Source organism: Secundilactobacillus similis DSM 23365 = JCM 2765 (genome assembly GCF_001311075.1).
Lineage (GTDB): Bacteria > Bacillota > Bacilli > Lactobacillales > Lactobacillaceae > Secundilactobacillus > Secundilactobacillus similis.
On record NZ_BBAD01000035.1, the window covers coordinates 1 to 19,571 of the forward strand.

General features: G+C 46.8%; 13 protein-coding genes, 5 pseudogenes and 1 other annotated feature. Of the genes and pseudogenes, 17 read left to right on the forward strand and 1 reads right to left on the reverse strand.

The window, feature by feature from the left end; translation table 11 throughout:
- Positions 1-145: 145 nt before the first annotated feature.
- The 11 genes and pseudogenes from JCM2765_RS09050 (at position 146) to cls (ending at position 10,469) form a co-directional block, all read left to right on the forward strand.
- Positions 146-1,461: pseudogene (locus JCM2765_RS09050) on the forward strand (bifunctional folylpolyglutamate synthase/dihydrofolate synthase).
- A gap of 180 nt (positions 1,462-1,641) precedes the next feature.
- Positions 1,642-2,646 carry a rod shape-determining protein gene (locus tag JCM2765_RS09055; RefSeq protein ID WP_054736167.1) on the forward strand — a complete coding sequence of 335 codons (1,005 nt, stop codon included), beginning with the start codon at positions 1,642-1,644 and terminating at the stop codon, positions 2,644-2,646.
- Between the two features lie 217 nt (positions 2,647-2,863).
- Positions 2,864-3,726: pseudogene (gene mreC, locus JCM2765_RS09060) on the forward strand (rod shape-determining protein MreC).
- A gap of 10 nt (positions 3,727-3,736) precedes the next feature.
- Positions 3,737-4,261, forward strand: coding sequence for a rod shape-determining protein MreD (gene mreD / locus JCM2765_RS09065; RefSeq protein ID WP_054736169.1), 525 nt, complete (start codon positions 3,737-3,739; stop codon positions 4,259-4,261).
- Between the two features lie 15 nt (positions 4,262-4,276).
- Positions 4,277-4,453, forward strand: a complete 177-nt coding sequence (locus JCM2765_RS18175) for a hypothetical protein (RefSeq protein WP_225352048.1) — start codon at positions 4,277-4,279, stop codon at positions 4,451-4,453.
- Positions 4,429-4,941, forward strand: a complete 513-nt coding sequence (locus JCM2765_RS09070) for a septum site-determining protein MinC (RefSeq protein WP_225352049.1) — start codon at positions 4,429-4,431, stop codon at positions 4,939-4,941. Before JCM2765_RS18175 ends, JCM2765_RS09070 begins: the two co-directional genes overlap by 25 nt.
- Before the next feature lie 5 nt (positions 4,942-4,946).
- A complete protein-coding gene (minD, locus tag JCM2765_RS09075) occupies positions 4,947-5,750 on the forward strand; it encodes a septum site-determining protein MinD (protein WP_054736172.1) in 804 nt (267 codons plus the stop codon).
- Positions 5,751-5,818: 68 nt separating this feature from the next.
- Positions 5,819-6,049, forward strand: a binding site (T-box leader).
- A gap of 152 nt (positions 6,050-6,201) precedes the next feature.
- Positions 6,202-6,845 (forward strand): annotated as a pseudogene (locus tag JCM2765_RS09080) (amino acid ABC transporter permease).
- 24 nt (positions 6,846-6,869) lie between these two features.
- On the forward strand, positions 6,870-7,508 hold the full coding sequence (locus JCM2765_RS09085; protein WP_054736174.1) for an amino acid ABC transporter ATP-binding protein: 639 nt from the start codon (positions 6,870-6,872) through the stop codon (positions 7,506-7,508).
- Between the two features lie 17 nt (positions 7,509-7,525).
- Positions 7,526-8,367, forward strand: a pseudogene (locus JCM2765_RS09090) (amino acid ABC transporter substrate-binding protein).
- Between the two features lie 653 nt (positions 8,368-9,020).
- The gene (cls, locus tag JCM2765_RS09095; protein ID WP_054736176.1) at positions 9,021-10,469 is read left to right on the forward strand and encodes a cardiolipin synthase; all 1,449 of its coding nucleotides are present in this window, start codon (positions 9,021-9,023) and stop codon (positions 10,467-10,469) included.
- 79 nt (positions 10,470-10,548) lie between these two features.
- On the opposite strand, the gene JCM2765_RS09100 is transcribed toward cls, so the two are convergent.
- A complete protein-coding gene (locus JCM2765_RS09100; RefSeq protein WP_054736179.1) occupies positions 10,549-11,904 on the reverse strand; it encodes an aspartate kinase in 1,356 nt (451 codons plus the stop codon).
- 266 nt (positions 11,905-12,170) lie between these two features.
- Here JCM2765_RS09100 and yfmF point away from each other — a divergent pair, with 266 nt between their 5' ends.
- The 6 genes and pseudogenes from yfmF (at position 12,171) to recA (ending at position 19,485) form a co-directional block, all read left to right on the forward strand.
- Entirely contained in the window at positions 12,171-13,427 is a 1,257-nt protein-coding gene (yfmF, locus tag JCM2765_RS09105; protein WP_162231410.1) for an EF-P 5-aminopentanol modification-associated protein YfmF, read from the forward strand.
- Positions 13,424-14,716 carry an EF-P 5-aminopentanol modification-associated protein YfmH gene (gene yfmH, locus JCM2765_RS09110; RefSeq protein WP_054736183.1) on the forward strand — a complete coding sequence of 431 codons (1,293 nt, stop codon included), beginning with the start codon at positions 13,424-13,426 and terminating at the stop codon, positions 14,714-14,716. The genes yfmF and yfmH overlap by 4 nt, the downstream gene beginning before the upstream one ends.
- Before the next feature lie 146 nt (positions 14,717-14,862).
- Positions 14,863-15,822 carry a helix-turn-helix domain-containing protein gene (locus JCM2765_RS09115; RefSeq protein WP_054736184.1) on the forward strand — a complete coding sequence of 320 codons (960 nt, stop codon included), beginning with the start codon at positions 14,863-14,865 and terminating at the stop codon, positions 15,820-15,822.
- A gap of 152 nt (positions 15,823-15,974) precedes the next feature.
- A pseudogene (pgsA, locus tag JCM2765_RS09120) lies at positions 15,975-16,561 on the forward strand (CDP-diacylglycerol--glycerol-3-phosphate 3-phosphatidyltransferase).
- 512 nt (positions 16,562-17,073) lie between these two features.
- Positions 17,074-18,321, forward strand: a complete 1,248-nt coding sequence (locus JCM2765_RS09130; RefSeq protein WP_054736189.1) for a competence/damage-inducible protein A — start codon at positions 17,074-17,076, stop codon at positions 18,319-18,321.
- Between the two features lie 90 nt (positions 18,322-18,411).
- Positions 18,412-19,485, forward strand: coding sequence for a recombinase RecA (recA, locus tag JCM2765_RS09135; RefSeq protein ID WP_054736191.1), 1,074 nt, complete (start codon positions 18,412-18,414; stop codon positions 19,483-19,485).
- The last annotated feature ends 86 nt before the right edge of the window (positions 19,486-19,571 follow it).

Consider the following 19,571-nt stretch of genomic DNA (forward strand, 5'->3'; position numbering starts at 1 on the left):
CCCGCGGTATCTTCCCACTATAGAGAACCAGAATCACTGAATTTCACAAACTATACATGCTTACGCTGGACACAAGCGTCAGTTGCAATACAACATAGTCGATGGTTAAAATAAGAGATAAACAATTACAGGAGATCAACCAATCATGATAACGACTTACGATGAAGCATTAGCGTTCATTCATGGACGGACGAAGTTTAAGAAGAGTGACCATTTAAACCGGATGAAGGCGTTTTTGGACCGACTAGATAATCCTCAGCAAGACGTCACGGCGATTCACGTCGCTGGGACGAACGGGAAGGGGTCTACGGTGGCCTTTTTGCGTGAGCTGTTGATGGCGACTGGTCAAACAGTTGGAACGTTTACATCGCCGTTTTTAGTTCGATTTAACGAGCGCATCTCGGTTGACGGTCAGCCGATTAGTGATGATGACTTGGTCGAGTTAGTTCAGACCGTTGAACCGGTTATCGCTGATCTGGATGCCAACTATCCAGAAGGTGGGCCAACGGAGTTTGAGATTATCACCGCGATGATGTTCTTGTATTTTAAAGACCATGTTGACGTTGCGGTGATTGAAGTGGGCATCGGTGGTATCCTTGATTCGACCAACGTCTTTACACCAGCTGTTTCGGTGATTACGACGATTGGTTATGATCACATGAAATTGCTGGGAAATACGCTCACTGAAATTGCTGGCCAAAAGGCAGGCATCATCAAGGATGGAGTGCCAGTAGTTGCTGGGCGCTTGCCTGAAGAAGCGATGGCAGTGATTGAAGCGACTGCTGAAGCTCACCACAGTCAGTTATACCGAGTTGGACGCGAAATTAAGACCAAGATTCGATCAGAAGCTGGCTGGCAAGAAACCTTTGACCTAGCCACGGCTAATAGCCGGCATCGGGGGATTTCAATCCAGCTATTAGGCGACTATCAGGTCGATAATGCCAGCTGTGCATTGGCGGCGTTTGACCTCTACCTTGCCACCCATCCGTTTAGGGCGACTGAACGCGAAATTAAAGCGGCAATGGCGAACACGGTTTGGGCGGGGCGGTTTGAACCCGTCAATCAAGACCCATTGATCGTTTTAGATGGTGCTCATAATGAACCGGCCGTCGAGGAACTCACGACGTTGCTGAAAAAACGGTTTGCAGGCCGCGACATCTACGTGTTGTTTGCGGTGCTTGCCGACAAGCAGCATGATCAGATGCTAGCGACATTACGGACGGTGCCACATTTGCACATCGTATTGACCACGTTTGAAGGACCAGCAACTCGCCAAGTAACAGATCCAGATGAACTAGCGGCGAAATACGCAACCGACGACCGCATCGAAGTGATCCCCAACTGGCAACTCGCCATTGGGCAGATTCTGCAACAAATTTCGGCAGACGACCTCTTTTTGATCACCGGGTCCTGTATTTTATCTCGGATGTCCGCCACTTTTTCAAGGATCCAGCCGACTAAAACCGGGGAAAATATTAAATTCCACTAAATTTCAAATAAAAGCTTGCCGAACCCCCTATAAATTAGGTATGCTTTTTCTGGCAAGTAGTTATTAAATTTAAGAGGTATGGTATAATAACACCTAGCAAATTACCAAACAATCCAACGTGGGATTGTGGCCAAATGAAGGGATGAAACAGATTGTTCGGATTAGGAACGAAAAACATTGGCATCGACCTTGGGACGGCCAACACGATCGTTTACGTCGACGGTAAGGGTATCGTCTTACGTGAACCATCCGTAGTTGCGCGCAACACCAAATCTGGTGAAATCGTCTCCGTCGGTGAAGACGCAAGAGCAATGATCGGCCGGACTCCAGCAAGTATTGTTGCGATTCGACCAATGAAGGACGGGGTAATCGCTGATTACGATACCACCGTTGCAATGATGAAGTACTTTATTCAAAAGACGCTGGGCAACTCTAACGGGAAGCCTTACGTCATGGTTTGTGTGCCAAGTGGTGTCACAGAAGTTGAAAAACGAGCTGTTATCGATGCAACCCGGGTTGCTGGTGCGCGTGACGCATACGTGCTTGAAGAACCATTCGCAGCCGCAATTGGTGCCGGTTTGCCAGTGATGGATCCAACCGGTAGCATGGTTGTTGATATTGGTGGTGGGACCACTGACGTCGCCACGATTTCACTTGGTGGGATCGTTTCAAGCCGTTCGATTCGAATGGCTGGTGACAAGTTGGACGAAGCCATCGTGGCTTACGTTCGTCAACACTTTAACCTGTTGATCGGTGAACGGACTGCTGAACAATTGAAGTGGGACATTGGTTCTGCTTCAAAGGAAGCTGTCAAAGAAGACGACGGCGCTTCAATTCGCGGACGTGACCTGATTTCTGGGTTACCTAAGACGATTGAAGTTTCGGCTTCAGATATTGCCGATGCCATCCATGAAGGTGTCGAAGAAATCATTACTGCTATCAAGGAAACCCTTGAAGAAACGTCACCTGAAATTGCGGCTGACGTCATCGATCACGGGATTGTCTTGACCGGTGGTGGTGCCTTACTCCGGAACTTACCTGACGTCATTGCGGATGCTACCAAAGTGCCCGTCTTTATCGCCAATGATCCATTGGATTGTGTGGCTATCGGGACCGGTGAATCTTTGAAGAGCATCGACGTGATGAAAAAGAAATAAGATGAGCGTGGGAAAATAGGCGTTTTGCCAGATTATAGCGAAAAAGCCGTATGATTTGCGCGTAATCATATGGCTTTTTCGCTTAGTGGACCGATACGAGACCTAGTTTTGCACCTGATTTAAGATTGTGACAAGGCGCCCAATGGATTTGACGCGCGGGGCGCCTTGATTATCGGTATCAAACTACCGACGTAGAGTTAACTGGAGGACGTTGTTCATGAATAAATTCTTTTCAAACCGACGATTGGTGATCATCATTGTATGTTTGATCGTCAGTTTTGGGTTGATGAGTGTCTCCGTTGTGATCCGGAATAAGCGGTCGACGCCACCGCTGCTACAGCAGTTTGGCAACGATATCGTGGGACTGGTCAATCGAGCAGTCGCTTGGCCGGTCAACGGCGTCAAGGGCTCCGTCACATCGGTTTCGGACTTACTCAACACGTATCAAGAAAACAAACGGCTGAAGAGCCAAGTACAAGAATTGGCCCAAACGAAGGTGCATGATCAAGCTTGAGTCAACAAAACAAGAAGCTTAAAACGCAACTTAAGCTCAACAAGACGTTAACGGACTACAGTTCAGTTAACGCAACGGTGATTGCTCGGACGCCATCGTCATGGCAAGATCAAGTGATCATCGATAAGGGGAGCGCAGCTGGTATCAAGAAAAACATGCCAGTGCTTTCTGGATCCGGTTTAGTTGGTCGGGTGGCTGAAGTTAACCGGACGAACAGTAAGGTTGAATTACTGTCTAACAGTAGTGAATCAGCTAACCGGTTTGCGGTTCAAATCACTAATAAGAGTGGTCAAACGGTTAACGGGATCATTACGGGTTATAATAGTGATAAGGACCAAATTGAGATGGGTAACGTGACCTCGAAGACGAAGATTGAAAAGGGCGATAAGGTCTCAACGAGTGGGTTGGGTGGTATCATGCCAGCCGGCTTGTACGTTGGTTCCGTTTCGGCAACCGGTCATTCCGATTACGGATTGTCATCAAAAATCACGATTAAACCAGCGGCCGATATTTCGCGCCTAAGTTTCGTGACGGTGGCAATTCGCCAAGCGCAAACCACCAATTAAGGAGGCAACTATGTTACGGGTAACAAAATTACGTTACGGCTTTCCGATTGGGTTGTTCCTGTGCTTCTTTTTGGATGGCATCTTGGGTCAGGTCTTTCCTGAGCAATTGTTTAACTACCCTTATTCAATGAGTAGTTATTTGGTTGTGTTATGGTTAGTGTTGTCAGTTTACTTTGAAGATCCCATTAAGATTCCCTTAGGGGTGTGGGCCGCAATTGCGGGGGGCATATTTGACCTTTACTACACCGGAATCTTTGGTATCTTCGTGTTCGTTTTCCCAATCGTGGTTGCACTGACACGGGCCTGCTTTAAGGCGTTTCCCATTAACTTCTTGAGTGGCTTATTGGTCTACTTTATCGATATTACGATCGTCAGTGGCCTAAGTTACCTAGGGAACGTGGCCATTCATATTACCAGTGCATCGTTCACCGACCTACTGGTTTATTCGTTGGCGCCCACACTGGCGTACAACTTAGCCGTTTACGTCATCTTATATTTTCCAATTCAGCGACTATTTAGTCGATTGAAAAATTAAAAAGGGGTCATGGGTATGCAGTCTGTCGTATTAAGAGGTAATCAGGATGGCTATCAATTAGTGTTGAGCCAGGCCGCCAGTTTTGAGGCCATTAAACTTGAACTACGGGGGCTATTAGATAATTTAGCCGCCGATAGTCAGATAAAGGATAAAACCATCAGTTTGATGTGTTATCCCCTCAACGCTTACTGACTGCCGAACAGCATCAAAAACTGACCAGTATTATTAACGAGTACGATCATTTTGAGATTCATAAAGTCATTACGGATGTGATGACGATTGAAGACGCGGAGGCAATCAAAGAACGCGAAAACGTTCACTTGGTCACCCAGACGATTCGAAATGGTCAAACGTTAGAAATGACTGGCGATGTTTTGTTTTTAGGCATCATTAACGAAGGTGGCCGCTTACTGACAACTGGCAACCTCTTTACGATGGGCACGGCATTGGGCATTTTGCAGGCGGGTTATCCAAGTGCTGAGGATAAAGTTGTGGTGGGTGACTTACACCAAGCCCAACAGGTTCGCATTGGGGAACAAATCAGCATCGTTGAAGTTGATCAACCAGACGCGGATGCGCAAACCATTGCCTACGTTAACGATTTACACGTACTGGAATACGGCCAATTGGCTGATTTAAAAACAATTAATCCGAAAATGTACCACCAAATGGGAGGCTAGTGGAGATGGGAAAATCAATCGTTATCACATCGGGTAAGGGCGGTGTTGGTAAAACAACGTCAAGTGCCAACATTGGGACCGCACTGGCGTTAATGGGCAAGCGTGTCTGCTTGGTCGATTTGGATATTGGGTTACGAAACCTCGACGTTGTGTTGGGGCTTGATAACCGGATCATCTATGACATCGTTGACGTGGTGGAAGGTCGCGCAAAGTTGGCCCAGGCTATCGTGAAGGACAAGCGATTCGATGACTTACTATACCTGTTACCAGCAGCGCAAAATGCCGATAAGAACGCGTTGACTGAAGAACAAGCAAAGCAGATCATTGACGACTTAAAACCCGACTTTGATTACGTGCTGATCGATTGTCCTGCTGGCATTGAACAAGGCTTTTTAAATGCCATTGCGGGGGCGGATGCAGCGATTATCGTCACAACACCTGAGATTTCAGCCGTTCGAGATGCCGATCGCATCGTTGGCTTACTTGAAAAGAACCCGTTGCGAGAAGAATCACACTTGTTGATCAACCGAATTCGCAGCCACATGATGGCCGATGGTGACGCCATGGACGTGGATGAAATCACCCACCACTTAGGTGTACCATTGCTAGGCATCATTGTGGATGATGATGAAGTAATTGCAACTTCAAACCGAGGCGAGCCGATCGTGCTCGAAACCGACAACATTGCCGGTCGCGGTTACCGCGACATCGCGCGACGGTTGGAAGGCGAAACGGTACCGTTGATTAAATTGGAACAACCGAAAACCGGTTTCTGGTCTAAGGTTGGTCACTGGTTTAAGCGCGGGTAAGGATCGAGATTTTTGGTCGCGACTTGACACCAAAGTTAAATCAGCTATAATGAGACATAATTTAATAAACAACAACTTGGAACGGACTAGTAAGGTTACCCGATTAGTTAGAGAGCACCGTCATGCTGAGAGCGGCGCAATGGGGTAGTCTGAATCACATCCGGGAGTTGGTCTCCTGAATCAAGTAGGGAGATGCCGGTCAGCTCGTTATCGCTGAAGTTTAAGCTTTAAACTTGTTGAGGTTAGTTGTGTGAACAGCTAACAAACATGAGGTGGAACCGCGATCAATCGCCCTCTTGGATTCGTCCAAGGGGGCGTTTTTTAAACTTAAACTTCGTAAGGGTAACTGTGTGAGCAGTGACCAAATTGAGGTGGAACCGCGACACTGTCGTCCTCTTGAAGGCTTATTTAGTCTTCAAGAGGATTTTTTGATTTAGAAGGGGGAGACAATATGTTACACTATGCAGCTGAAATATTACCATCATTATTGAGTGGGGCTTGGATGACCGTTCGAATCTTCTTTTGGACGTTGATCGTTTCCATTCCACTAGGAATCTTTGTCAGTCTGGGCTTGATGTCTAAATTCAGCCACTACGTTGGATCTTGAAGTTTTACGTTTGGTTAATGCGTGGTACGCCATTGTTACTGCAATTAATTTTTGTTTTTTACGGCTTACCAATCATCGGCGTTATTTTCCAACGGTATGACGCAGCGCTGTTTGCATTCATCTTGAACTACACGGCGTACTTCTCGGAAATCTTCCGAGGTGGGTTCCAAGCGATTCCAAAGGGCCAGTACGAAAGTGCTCGGGTCTTGCGGTTAACGCGGGGACAAACCCTTCGCCGCATCGTCATTCCACAAGTGGTTAAGATCGTGGTGCCATCCATTGGGAATGAAGTCATTAACCTGATCAAGGACTCATCATTAGTTTACGTTATCGGGTTAGGCGACTTACTTCGTGCTGGTAACATTGCGACGGCTCGCGATGTGACGTTGTTGCCATTAGTCTTAGTTGGGGTCATTTACCTGTTGATGACGGCCGTTGCAACCTTCATTTTACGGAAGGTTGAACAACACTACCGGACTTGGCGTTAGGCAGACAGATAGGAGGACGAGTTAATGCTAGAACTAAAAAATATTAAAAAGCAATTCGATGGTCGAACCATTTTAGATAACTTGAACCTACAGGTGCCTGATGGCCAAATCTTAGCCATTGTTGGGCCTTCTGGGGCTGGTAAAACCACGTTACTACGTTGTATCAGCGGGTTAGAGACGGTCGATTCAGGGGAATTTTCACTTGATGGCCAAGTGTTTGATCCAGCTGAGAACCGGGATAACGATAAGGTGATCGGGGTCGTATTCCAAGACTTCCAATTGTTTCCAAACTTAACGGTGAAGGCCAACATTACCCTAGCACCGGAGTTAGTCTTGAAACAGGATAAGCAAACGGCGGATGAAACGGCACAACGTTTGATCGATCAACTAAATTTATCGGGTAAGGAAGACCTGTATCCCTACCAACTTTCTGGTGGGCAAAAACAACGGGTCGCAATCGTTCGGGCTTTGGCTATGAATCCTAAGATCCTCTGTTACGATGAACCAACGAGTGCCTTGGATCCGGATTTACGTCAAACTGTTGAAGATATTATTTTAGGCTTGAAACAAACCAAGATGACCCAAATCGTGGTTACTCATGATATGGAATTTGCCGAACACGTGGCGGATCAAATTATGCGAGTTGAACCAATTAAGGCATAGCGGGAGGGAGTAGTAGCATGAAAAAACGATTTTGGCTAGTATTAGTCATGCTCTTTACCACCGTGGGCCTATTATCTGGTTGTGGGATAACGGTTGGTAAACGAGCCAATCACGTCGATAACTGGCAACGAATCCAAAAACGCGGTTACGTGACCGTAGGGTTGGATGATACGTTTGTGCCAATGGGTTTCCGGGAAAAGAGTGGGAAACTGGTTGGGTACGATGTGGACCTTGCTCGAGCATTGTTCAAGTTGTATAACATCAAGGTCAGTTTCCAAACCATTGACTGGTCGATGAACGCAACGGAATTAAATAACGGGACGATCGATTTGATCTGGAACGGTTATTCGAAGACGCCAGAACGTGAAAAAGTAGTTGCGTTTAGTGATACGTACCTGCAAAATGACCAAACTTTGGTCACCTTGCGCAAAGATAACATTAAATCATTTAACGATATGACCGGTAAAACATTAGGCGCGCAAGCCGGGTCGTCAGGTGCTAACGATATCAGCACGTACCACACGTTGTTAAAGGATAAAATCAAGGGTAAGTCACCGGTGCTCTATGATTCATTCACTAACGCATTCATTGATTTAAATGCAGGCCGGATCCAAGGATGATCATTGATTCGACGTATGCGGGCTACTACGTGAACCACGAAAGTAACCCTAAGGACTACCGAATCATCAACGGTTCCTTCCCTAAAGAAGCGTTTGGGGTCGGGATGCGTAAAACGGATACGACGATGCGTCACAAAATTAACCGTGGGTTGAAGATTTTGGCGAAAAATGGGACGTTAGCTAAAATCAACCACAAGTGGTTTGGTGATGCGGCGGATTCACCGTTGTTGAAGAAGTAGAGAGCAAGAGAGCGGAGCAAAACGTTTTGAGCGTGGCGTATAAGGCGCCCAGTCATACTGACCGGTTTTTGGTCAGTATGACTGGGCGCCCTTATACATAACGCTCAGTTTTGCGGAGCTCATTTCGGCGCAGGCTAATTAGAGTGGTAATGATAATCAACCTCTCGATATCACTAATTAGCGCCAACTAAAGCCTAACTAGCGCCGAAAATAAGTAATCGCAATGAGCGTCGCCGGCCCCGCTCTGAAGTCGCTAAAATTCCGAGTTTTGGAATTTGTGGTGAGAGGGCCTTATGTGCAAGTCTCAGTTTTGCGGAGCTCATTTCGGCGCAGGCTAATTAAGGTGGTAACGTTAATTGGCTTCTCAATATTACCGATCAATGCCAACTAAAGCCTAACTAGCGCCGAAAATAAGTAATCGCAATGAGCGTCGCCAGCATGGCCTTGAAATAACAAGGTGCTAAGGCTGCCCTTAACAATCGGCGGCCCCCATTGGGTTCAACCACCTAAAAAGTCAGTCATTTTTTCAGCATTGCTAAAATTGTGATAAGATGGGAGTATTATTTTTTAAATAAACTTAATCAGTGTCATTCATTTGGATAATCAATTTAAAGCATCTAATTGAATATCCTGATATAGGGGGCGTGAGCAGGATGACATTTTTAGAATTATTGCTCGTTGGTGTAATTAGCATTAATTTAATCGTGGCACTGATCACGGTGCTACGAGAAGAACGGGATATTTCAACAACCTGGGCGTGGTTGTTGGTGCTGATTTTATTGCCCGTGATTGGCTTTATTTTTTACTTATTTGCGGGTCGAAAAATTTCAAAGAAACGGATTTTTGATATTCAGGCACAAGAGAAATTAGGGTTATCGCAACTGGTCACGTCGCAAAAACAGTTGATTGCCCAACACGAGTTAACGGTGCCTGATAATGATAACCCTGAAATTCAAGAAATTGCGAACCTCTTCTTGGAAACGGATCAAGCCGTCTTGACGACCCGGAATCAGGTTCAGGTGTTTACGGAAGGCCAGTCGAAATTTGAGGCGCTCTTTGCTGATTTAAAACGTGCTAAACACCATATCAATGTTGAATACTTTACGTTTTATAATGATCAGGTGGGGCGAAAATTTGTGTCGATACTTGAACAAAAGGCCGCTGAAGGCGTTGAAGTTCGAGTGATTTACGATACCTTTGGCTCCCACGGGGGTAAAAAGCACCTCTTTAAGCGGCTGACTAAATTGGGTGGCCACGCATACCCGTTTTTGAGTTCTCGGCTAGCGTTGAGCGATTTCCAACTTAATTTCCGTGATCACCGTAAAATCGTGGTGATTGATGGTAAGGTTGGGTATACCGGTGGCTTCAACGTTGGTGATCAGTACCTTGGCCGAAAAGCAAAGTTTGGCTTTTGGCGCGATACCCACCTGCGAATCGAGGGGAATGCCGTGTTAGCTTTGCAGAACCGCTTCTTCCTAGATTGGAACGCAACGGCTAAGCGACAACGCGTGCAGTACAGTACGCAGTATTTTCCGGCAATTCAATCTCGAGGGACCACGAGCATGCAAATTGTTTCTAGTGGCCCGGATTCTGAGTTACAGCAAATTAAGAAGGGGTACTTGAAATTGATCAACAGTGCCCGACGCGCAATCGTCATTCAGTCACCATATTTTGTGCCAGACGAAAGTATTCTAGAGGCGCTGAAGGTGGCCGCGTTATCTGGTATTCGAATTCGGCTAATGATTCCGGACCGGCCAGATCACCCGTTTGTTTATCGCGCAACGGAGTATTTTGCGAAATCGTTGATGAAGGCCGGTGGTGAAGTTTACCTGTATCATAAGGGGTTCATGCACGCAAAAATGATGGTCGTTGACGGTGAAGTGGCTTCAGTGGGGTCGGCGAACATGGATATTCGGTCGTTTAAACTCAACTTTGAAGTTAATGCTTTCATGTATGATCAGCAATTGGCGGAACGATTACTGACGATTTTTGAAACGGATATTGACGTATCCGAAAAGATGACGTTGGCCAAATACCAGGCCCAATCATTGTGGATTCGGTGTAAACAATCTTTTTCGAGATTGTTGTCACCAATTTTATGAAGAGCTATCATAATAAAAAAACGGATCAACATTGCTGAAACGAGCAAGTTGATCCGTTTTTATTCGGTTAATTCATTCATTAAAGATCCGGGAAGAACGCGTCATACAACGCCTGAACGGCAATGTTGGCGTGATCTTCTTGAATCCCAAACATCATTGAGATTTCAGAAGCCCCTTGGTTGACCATCACGAGTTTAACGTTTTGACGGGCCAAAGCATCGGTAGCTTTTGACATTAACCCAGTTCGGTTGACCATGCCTTCACCAACAACCATCAGTAATGAATAATCGTGAGTGATGTGAATTTCGTCAGGACGAAGGGCAATGACCAATTCACGAATCAAGGTATCTTCGAGGTCGTCCGTCAACTGATCTTGGCGCATGATGACCGTTAAATCATCGATCCCGGAAGGCATGTGTTCGTAAGAAAGGCCGTGTTCAGCTAAGATGTTGAGAATCTTTTGGCTGTAGCCCTTTTTATCCAGCATGTATTTTCGAATATAAATACCGCAGAAATTTGGTGAACTGGCAATCCCAGAAACCGGATAGGCTGGATTGACCCGCTTGGTTGACGTGATCGAGGTTCCCCGTTCGCTTGGGTGATTGGTGTTTTTAACAACCACTTCAACGTCACCTTGAATCGCTGGAATCAACGCTTCATCATGAAAGACTGAGAAACCGGCGTAGGAAAGTTCCCGCATCTCCCGGAACGTCATGTGGTGAATGGCGATGGGGTTATGAACAACGGCAGGGTTAGCGGCGTAAATTGCGTTAACATCGGTAAAGTTTTCGTAGCGGTCGGCGTGAACCCCACGAGCGATGATGGCACCCGTGATGTCAGAGCCACCACGGGAGAAGGTACAAATCTGACCCTGTAGGTTGTAGCCGAAGAAACCGGGAATGACCCGAATCAAACTGCTGGCCGACCATTCACTGATTCGATCATAGCTTTCAGGGATCACCTCAGCGTCGTTAGGGGAGTCGGTCACAATCAGCCCAGCTTCGCGAGGGTCTAAGTACTTAGCCTTCAATCCTTGAGCAGTGAGTACCTTCGCAAAGAGGACGGCGTTTAATCGTTCGCCGTGCGCTTTAAAGGTGGCCATTAAGTAGTCGTTATCTTGGTAATCATGCTGAGGCAGCCCAAGAATCGTGCTGCGAATTTCTTCAAAATCACCAGCTGGAATGGCAAAGGCTTCAGCAATCTCTTGATAACGGGCGATAATTTGGTCGGTGATCGGCGTTGCATCCTGTTTATTAATCACGGCATTAGCATATTGAATCAGTAAATCGGTGACTTTGATGTCCCCCGAAAAGCGCTTGCCTGGTGCTGAAACCACAACGAAGCGCCGTTGATCATCGGCTTTAATGATGTTAACAACTTTACTGACTTGGGCGGCGTTGGCGAGCGAACTACCCCCAAATTTTACGACTTTCATTAGCGTTTCCTCCACATTTTTTCATTATTTAAAGGATAGCAAACCCCATGGTGTGAATCAAGCGCAACTAATGGGATTTCGGCGTTATGCCATCATCAAGTGATAAAATAAAGGGTCGATATTAAGGTGAAAAAATCCAAACAGAAGACCATTTAATTGTAAAATATGAGATTATTCTAATAAAATTGGTGATTCGACGCAAAGGGATAGCTATTTAGCGTCAAATCATCTAATATGGTTTGGTAATGTCTAAGGAGGAATTGCGGTTGCAAAAGCAATTAACAGACGGCGTTGTCCTTAATTTAGTGCCAACGACGCAATTTAAAACCATTAGTGTCACGGTGGATTTCATTGCTCCGGCCGATGTGTCGGCGTTATCCAACCGAATTTTATTAGCCCAACTACTTGAAACAAGCAGTGGTGAGTATCCAACCCAGACGAAGTTAGCTGAGAAACTGTCCTGGATGTACGGGGCCAGTTACGGCGTTAACGTTTTTCGTTATGGTCAATCACAGGGGTTACGGTTTTCCGCAACAATCGTGAATGATCAGTTTTTGGGTGGTGAGTCGTTACTGGCTGAGTTATTAGCCTTTCTACGAAGTGTCATTGACAACCCACTCGCAAGTGACGGTGCCTTTGATGCGGAAACCTTTGAGCGGCAGCAACAAAACTTGATTGCTTATTTGAAGTCGTTAAATGACGATAAGCAGTACTACGCTGAACGCCGATTGAACGAACTGTACTTTAAGACGGCGCCATTCTTTGCGACCAGCCTGTATGGTGATCCAGCAACGATTGCTGGCATCACACCAGCGAGCCTCTATGCTGATTATCAAACCATGCTGGCGACCAATCAGGTTCAAATCACCATCGCGGGCGATGTTTCTTTAGCGACCGTTGAGCCACTGCTGGCTGATTGGCAGTTAGCGCCTAGAACAACGACGTTAAATCACTTGCTCTATCAACGACCAGCTCAGGCGGTTGTTAGCGAACAAGAGGGGCAACCCTTACAGCAATCTAAGCTCAATATGGCCTATCGCTTACCGGTGTACTACCGTCAAGCCGATTTTTACAAGGCCTTGGTTTTTAACGGTCTCTTCGGTGGCACCCCAATTTCGATGCTGTTCAAAAATGTGCGCGAAAAACACAGCCTAGCCTATTACGCTTCCAGTCGATTTGACGGCTTCACCGGAACGCTAACAGTTCAAACTGGTATCGATCAGTCAAACGAAGAAGCCGTGAAGACGTTGATTGGTGAGCAGTTAACAGCCATCAAGAATGGCGAGTTTACGGATGAACAGTTTGACCAAGTCGTCGCGAGTTTGATCAATGGCCGAGAATCACGCTTAGATTCAGCCCGGTCACTCATTAATCAGGCGGTGTTAGATACAGTTACTCAAACGCACGTTTCGGCTGAAGAATGGGTCAACCACCTTCACCAAGTCACGCGCGAAGATGTGTGTCAGATTGCAGCTCAAGTTGAGTTACAGGCAGTCTTTTTCTTGAGGGGGGAAAATTCGTGAAACAGCAACACTATCCAGAATTAGCGGAAACGTTGTTCAGTGAAACGCTGGCGAACGGATTACGCGTTTATTTATTACCTAAGGCAGGCTTCCATAAAACCTACGCCGTGATGACGACGGATTACGGCGCTATTGACCAAGAGTTCGTGCCACTGGGTAAAACGACCCCGGTCAAACAACCAGCCGGAATCGCGCACTTCTTGGAACACAAGATGTTTGAAAAAGCTGACCATGATGCATTTGACACCTTTGCCCACTATGGAGCAAGTTCGAACGCCTTTACGAGTTTTACTCACACTAGCTACCTGTTTTCAACGACCAGTGCGTTGAAGGAGAACCTTGAGACGTTGCTGGACTTTGTTCAAGATCCGTACTTTACCCCGAAAACGGTGAACAAGGAAAAGGGGATCATTGGCCAAGAAATTCAAATGTACGAGGATGATCCGAACTCACGGGCGTACTTTGGCACGATTGCTAATTTGTACCCGAACCAGCCGTTAAGTGATGATATTGCTGGCACTATCGAATCGATTGACCAGATTACAGCGGATGACCTTTATCTTGCGCACCAAACGTTCTATCATCCAAGCAATATGAGCTTGTTTGTCGTTGGCCGTTTGAATCCTGAAGAAACATTAGATTGGATCAAGACGAACCAGTCTGCTAAATCCTTCTTGCCAGCAGCCCCAATTAAGCGAATCAAACCACAGGTTCCGGCTACCGTGATACCGCGAAAGGTGCTCAAAATGCCTGTTGAACGGCCTAAAGTGACCATTGGGATTCGCGGATTGGCTGACTTGCCAGCGGGAGCGGCTAAACTTAAGTATGAGGATGCCATTTCACTGGGCTTTACGCTCCTATTTGGCGAAACGGCGCCGGATTTCTTGCGGTTGTATGATCAAGGGGTCATTGATGACAGTTTTGGTTACAATATCGAAGTGCAACGAGACGCCTACCACGTGATTTTGGCAGGGGAAACGGATGATCCTGAGGCGTTTGAAAAAGCGCTGTTAAGCATTTTGACACATGCAACTGAGAAATTGCGGGCCGCAAGTGACACCTTTGAAGTCGTTCAGCGTGAAGCCATCGGGTCAACGATTACTGCGTTTAATTCACTGGAAGCCATTGCCAACCAATTTGATGACCGGTTATATGGTGATGCCACGCTATTCGATGAAGTGGGGATTGTTAAGTCGCTGACGTTAGATGACGTGATTGCAGCGATGAAGACGTTGATTCGCCCTGAAGCATTTAGCATCCAGTACATCTTGGATGATGAGCAGGACTAAGCAGATACCAGAAGTGACCGGCTTTAGTGGGCTTAAGAAACTCTTAAAATCTAAAAAGCCGGGAATTCACCATTAAATCATAGCGGAGCGTATGATATACTTAGACTGAAATTAAGAAGCTTTGAGCTAGGTGGAGAAATGTTATTATGAGTGAAAACAAAATGTCAATTGGCGAAACGTTACGTGACGCCCGAATCGCAAAGGGGTACACGTTAGATGATCTGCAACAGACGACCAAGATTCAAAAGCGGTATCTGATTGCAATCGAAGATGGTAACTTTGCGGACTTACCTGGTGATTTTTACGTTCGGGCCTTTATCAAACAGTATGCGGATACGGTTGGGTTAGACGGCAACGAACTGTTGGAATCATATAGTGATGCCTTACCAAGCACCAAGACGCAGGAGTACGTTGATCGGGTCAATGAAGAAAACCCGTCGACGCGCTCTGCCCAACGTCAAGATGATGATCGAACCGCTAAGATTCGGCGGCAGGTACCGATCGTTCTCGCGGTTGTGGTCGTTGTTGTTGTGATGTTAGGGATCTGGTATGCCAGCACCAAGAACTCTCAGCAGAGTTCAAAGGATCAAAATATTGATAGCAGTTCGGTTTCAGTTTCTGGTAGCAGCAAGAAGGCCAGTTCTAAGGCCTCGTCTTCAACCAGTAGCAAGAAGAAACAATCGTCATCAAGTTCGGTTAAGAAATCGAGCTTCAGCAAGGTTTCGACTTCAGGGTCAACAACCGTTTACGACATGAAGAACGCACCTGCTACCAAGACGGTTAAGTTAAAGAGTGCAGCTAGTGCTTGGGTTTCAGTTACATCTGGCGGTAGCACTGTTTGGCAAGGCACGTTAACTGCTGGCAAGACGCAAGCAGTCAAGGTATCTTCTAGTGCTACTTCTGCAACCTTTAACTTAGGGAACGCACCAGAAACCAAGATTACGATTGGTAGCCAAACGTTACCAATTCCAACGACGTCGACTGCGACAACCTCTGCCGCAAGCACGTCATCAACCACGACGAATGGCACGTCTTCAGCTGCTTCATCAAGCTCAACGACAGCTACCACGTCACAGGTTCAAAACATCACGGTTCAATTTAAGTAATTAAAAGCGTTGCGTACGCAATAATCGCTAACCGGCAGTTTCGGCCGTAGTTGGGAAGATCCGGGTGGTCGTGAAGTGATCATCCGGATCTTTCGCTTTTACGGCGACTGTGGTTTGTGCTGAGACGCACGCCATGATTTGGGGGGAACAAATTGAATTTACCTAACAGACTCACTATTATCCGAATTATTTTGATTCCAGTTTTTCTGATCATTTTGGCAGTGCCAATGGATTGGGGCACGGTAACGTGGCTTCAAACGTCAATTCCAGTGACACAGATCGTTGCCGCTTTGGTGTTTGCGGTGGCCTCAATCACCGACTTTTGGATGGTCAAATCGCACGACGCAATCACCTTGTCACCAACTTCGGCAAATTTGCTGATCCGTTAGCAGATAAGATGATCGTCATGACAGCATTTGTATTGCTCGTTGAAATGGGCAAGGCACCAGCTTGGGTCGTTGCGATTATTGTTTGCCGGGAACTTGCGGTTACCGGATTGCGGTTGATCATTGTTGAAAATGACGGCCAGGTCTTGGCTGCTGCATGGCCAGGGAAAATTAAGACGTTCTCGCAGATGATCGGGATCATCTTGCTGTTGCTGAACAACTTCTTGTTTGCCGTTTGGGGCGTACCGTTGGGAACAATTTTACTGTACATCTGCCTATTCTTTACGGTTTACTCGGGGTTGGATTACTTCATCAAGAACCGAAGCGTCTTTGCGGATTCGTTTAATCAATAAAATGAATGTGGAGTTCATCGTCGTAGTTGGCGGTGGACTTTTTTAATTGTCCAAGGGCTTATGAATGCTTTAAGTGAACGATCTTGATTACTATCGTTTGTGTCCAGCGTAAGTGTTGGGTGTATGGTGAGTTTCGGCTGTTTGTCGTCGCTTCGCTTGCCAAAGCTGCATTGAAAAGCGCTCTTTCAGGCTACAAAATTCGGCGCCGCTTAAACTGTTATTTTCAGGATCCCTGAAGTTGTAGAAACTTGTCAACCACGCGCTTTCTGGCCACCACGTCGAATGGCAGATAGGCTTCTGACTTCGTCGAGTCGTGCTGCGCGAGACTGAGAGCTGTATGCAAGGCGACATCGGTAAACTCGTCAGGCCCGGGCGCCTTCACCGATGTCACCTTGCACACTGCTCTCAACCCGTCTCGCTCCGCACACTATCCTAGGCCGGCCGACTTGTTACGCAACGGATTTTTGATTAGAATAGAAATCAGTGACAGATTGAACGATGAGGTGATTGGAATGAATGCTGAAATTGTAGCGGTTGGAACCGAACTGCTTCTCGGACAGATTGCGAACACGAACGGGGCTTACCTTGCTCAGAAACTAGCTGAAATTGGCATTAACGTGTACTACCAAACGGTGGTGGGCGATAACCCGGAGCGATTAGAAACGGCGTTGCGGGTGGCAGAATCGCGCAGTGACATCGTCATGACCATTGGGGGATTGGGACCGACCGATGACGATTTGACGAAACAAATCGTTGCCGCTCACCTTAACGAGCAGCTCGTGGTTGATGCCGCGGCGCAAAAGAAAATCGATGACTATGCCCGAACTTCCGGAACGTTGAAAACCAGTAACAACGCTAAGCAGGCGCTTAAAATCAATCATGCGGTTAGTTTAACCAACCATAATGGGTTTGCGGTTGGCGATCTGTATCTAAACGCTCATGGGACGGACTATGTTTTACTTCCCGGGCCGCCTAGCGAATGCTTAATGATGATTGATCGTGAATTAATGCCACATTTAAAAAAACAATTGCACGGTGACGTCGTATTTAAGTCTAAGGTGTTACGGTTTGTTGGTGTTGGCGAGGCACAATTGGTGACTGACCTACAGGATCTGATCGAAAACCAAACGAATCCAACGATTGCACCGTATGCCAAGACAGCGGAAGTGACGTTGCGCGTTACGGCGACTGCAACTGATGAGCAAGCAGCAACCGCGTTGGTTGACCAAACCATCACGCAGATCATGGCCCGGGATGGCGAGTACTTTTACGGTTATGGTGATGATAACTCATTAGCATCGGTGGTTGTGAATCAGTTGATCGACCGAAAGTTATCGATCACAGCGGCTGAAAGCTTAACGGCGGGGCAATTTCAAGGCACGATTGGGAGTGTGCCTGGCGTCTCAGCAGTCTTTCCCGGTGGGTTTGTGACGTATGCCAACGAAGCCAAGCACCGGTTATTAGATATTCCCAACACCGTCATCGAACACTTCGGGGTCGTCAGCAAGGAAACGGCGATTTGGATGGCGAAGCAAGCACGCGAAAAGATGAAGACGGATATTGGGTTAGGTTTCACCGGGGTTGCAGGACCTGACGAATTGGAGGGTCAACCAGCCGGGACAGTTTGGATCGGGATTGCCTACCGAGATCAGGCGCCGGAAGCGTTCTTATACCACTTTACAAACGGCCGTCAGGTGATTCGAGAACGGTCAGTAATGAGTGGTTTAAATCTGGTTCGGCAACGGTTAGACGCTGATTAACGAATACGAACCTTTGTTCTATTTTTGCTTGCTTTTTTGTTAAAACACAGGTATAGTTTACTTTGCAAATGGCTACTAAGGAGGAACGATATGGCTGATGAACGGCAAGCAGCGCTTGATGCTGCTTTAAAGAAAATTGAAAAAAACTTCGGTAAAGGCTCCATCATGCGGATGGGGGACAAAGCCGATACCCAAATCTCCACGATTTCTTCTGGCTCGCTCGCATTGGATAACGCACTAGGTGTTGGCGGATATCCACGAGGGCGAATCATTGAAGTCTACGGACCAGAAAGTTCTGGTAAAACGACGGTGGCACTTCACGCCGTTGCCGAAGTTCAAAAAAATGGTGGGACAGCAGCCTATATTGATGCTGAAAACGCGCTGGATCCAGCGTACGCGACGCACTTAGGCGTTAATATTGATGATCTGCTCTTATCACAACCAGATACTGGGGAACAAGGGTTGGAAATTGCGGATGCGTTAGTTGCCAGTGGGGCAATTGACATGCTTGTCGTTGATTCAGTTGCGGCCTTAGTACCACGGGCTGAAATTGACGGTGAGATGGGGGACGCTCACGTTGGGCTTCAGGCACGGTTAATGTCTCAAGCGCTCCGGAAACTCTCCGGCTCAATCAATAAGACGCATACGATTGCCATCTTTATTAATCAGATTCGAGAAAAAGTCGGTGTGATGTTTGGTAACCCTGAAACCACTCCTGGTGGTCGCGCATTGAAATTTTACGCGACGATCCGGTTGGAAGTCCGGCGGGCTGAACAGATCAAAGAAGGCACCGATATTATCGGGAACCGCGTTCGGATCAAAGTCGTAAAGAACAAGGTAGCGCCGCCATTTAAGCGTGCTGAAGTTGACATTATGTACGGGACCGGGATTTCACAAACTGGTGAATTGGTTGATATGGCTGTTGAAAAGGACATCGTGAAGAAGTCCGGGTCTTGGTACTCCTACGGTGAAGATCGAATCGGCCAAGGGCGTGAAAACGCGAAGTCGTACTTGGCGGAACACGCTGATGTCATGGACGAGATTCGTAAAAAAGTTCGTAAGGCGTATGACATGGATGGGACAACTGATGACGAAGAGGAATCAGCAGAACCAACCGATGTTGAAACACTCGACATCGAGACGCCAGACGATACTCAAGCTTAATGATGATGAATGATCCAACTAGCAGTTTTGCTGGTTGGGTCATTTTTTGATACCATCAACCAAACATTGTGACGAGAAAGCGTCAA

What these genes read in the sequence shown, in the direction of transcription:
- mreD (WP_054736169.1), top strand. Translation starts at nt 3,737, where the DNA reads ATGTTACGGGTAACAAAATTACGTTACGGCTTTCCGATTGGGTTGTTC.
- JCM2765_RS18175 (WP_225352048.1), top strand. Translation starts at nt 4,277, where the DNA reads ATGCAGTCTGTCGTATTAAGAGGTAATCAGGATGGCTATCAATTAGTG.
- minD (WP_054736172.1), top strand. Translation starts at nt 4,947, where the DNA reads ATGGGAAAATCAATCGTTATCACATCGGGTAAGGGCGGTGTTGGTAAA.
- JCM2765_RS09085 (WP_054736174.1), top strand. Translation starts at nt 6,870, where the DNA reads ATGCTAGAACTAAAAAATATTAAAAAGCAATTCGATGGTCGAACCATT.
- cls (WP_054736176.1), top strand. Translation starts at nt 9,021, where the DNA reads ATGACATTTTTAGAATTATTGCTCGTTGGTGTAATTAGCATTAATTTA.
- JCM2765_RS09100 (WP_054736179.1), bottom strand. Translation starts at nt 11,904, where the DNA reads ATGAAAGTCGTAAAATTTGGGGGTAGTTCGCTCGCCAACGCCGCCCAA.
- JCM2765_RS09115 (WP_054736184.1), top strand. Translation starts at nt 14,863, where the DNA reads ATGAGTGAAAACAAAATGTCAATTGGCGAAACGTTACGTGACGCCCGA.
- JCM2765_RS09130 (WP_054736189.1), top strand. Translation starts at nt 17,074, where the DNA reads ATGAATGCTGAAATTGTAGCGGTTGGAACCGAACTGCTTCTCGGACAG.
- recA (WP_054736191.1), top strand. Translation starts at nt 18,412, where the DNA reads ATGGCTGATGAACGGCAAGCAGCGCTTGATGCTGCTTTAAAGAAAATT.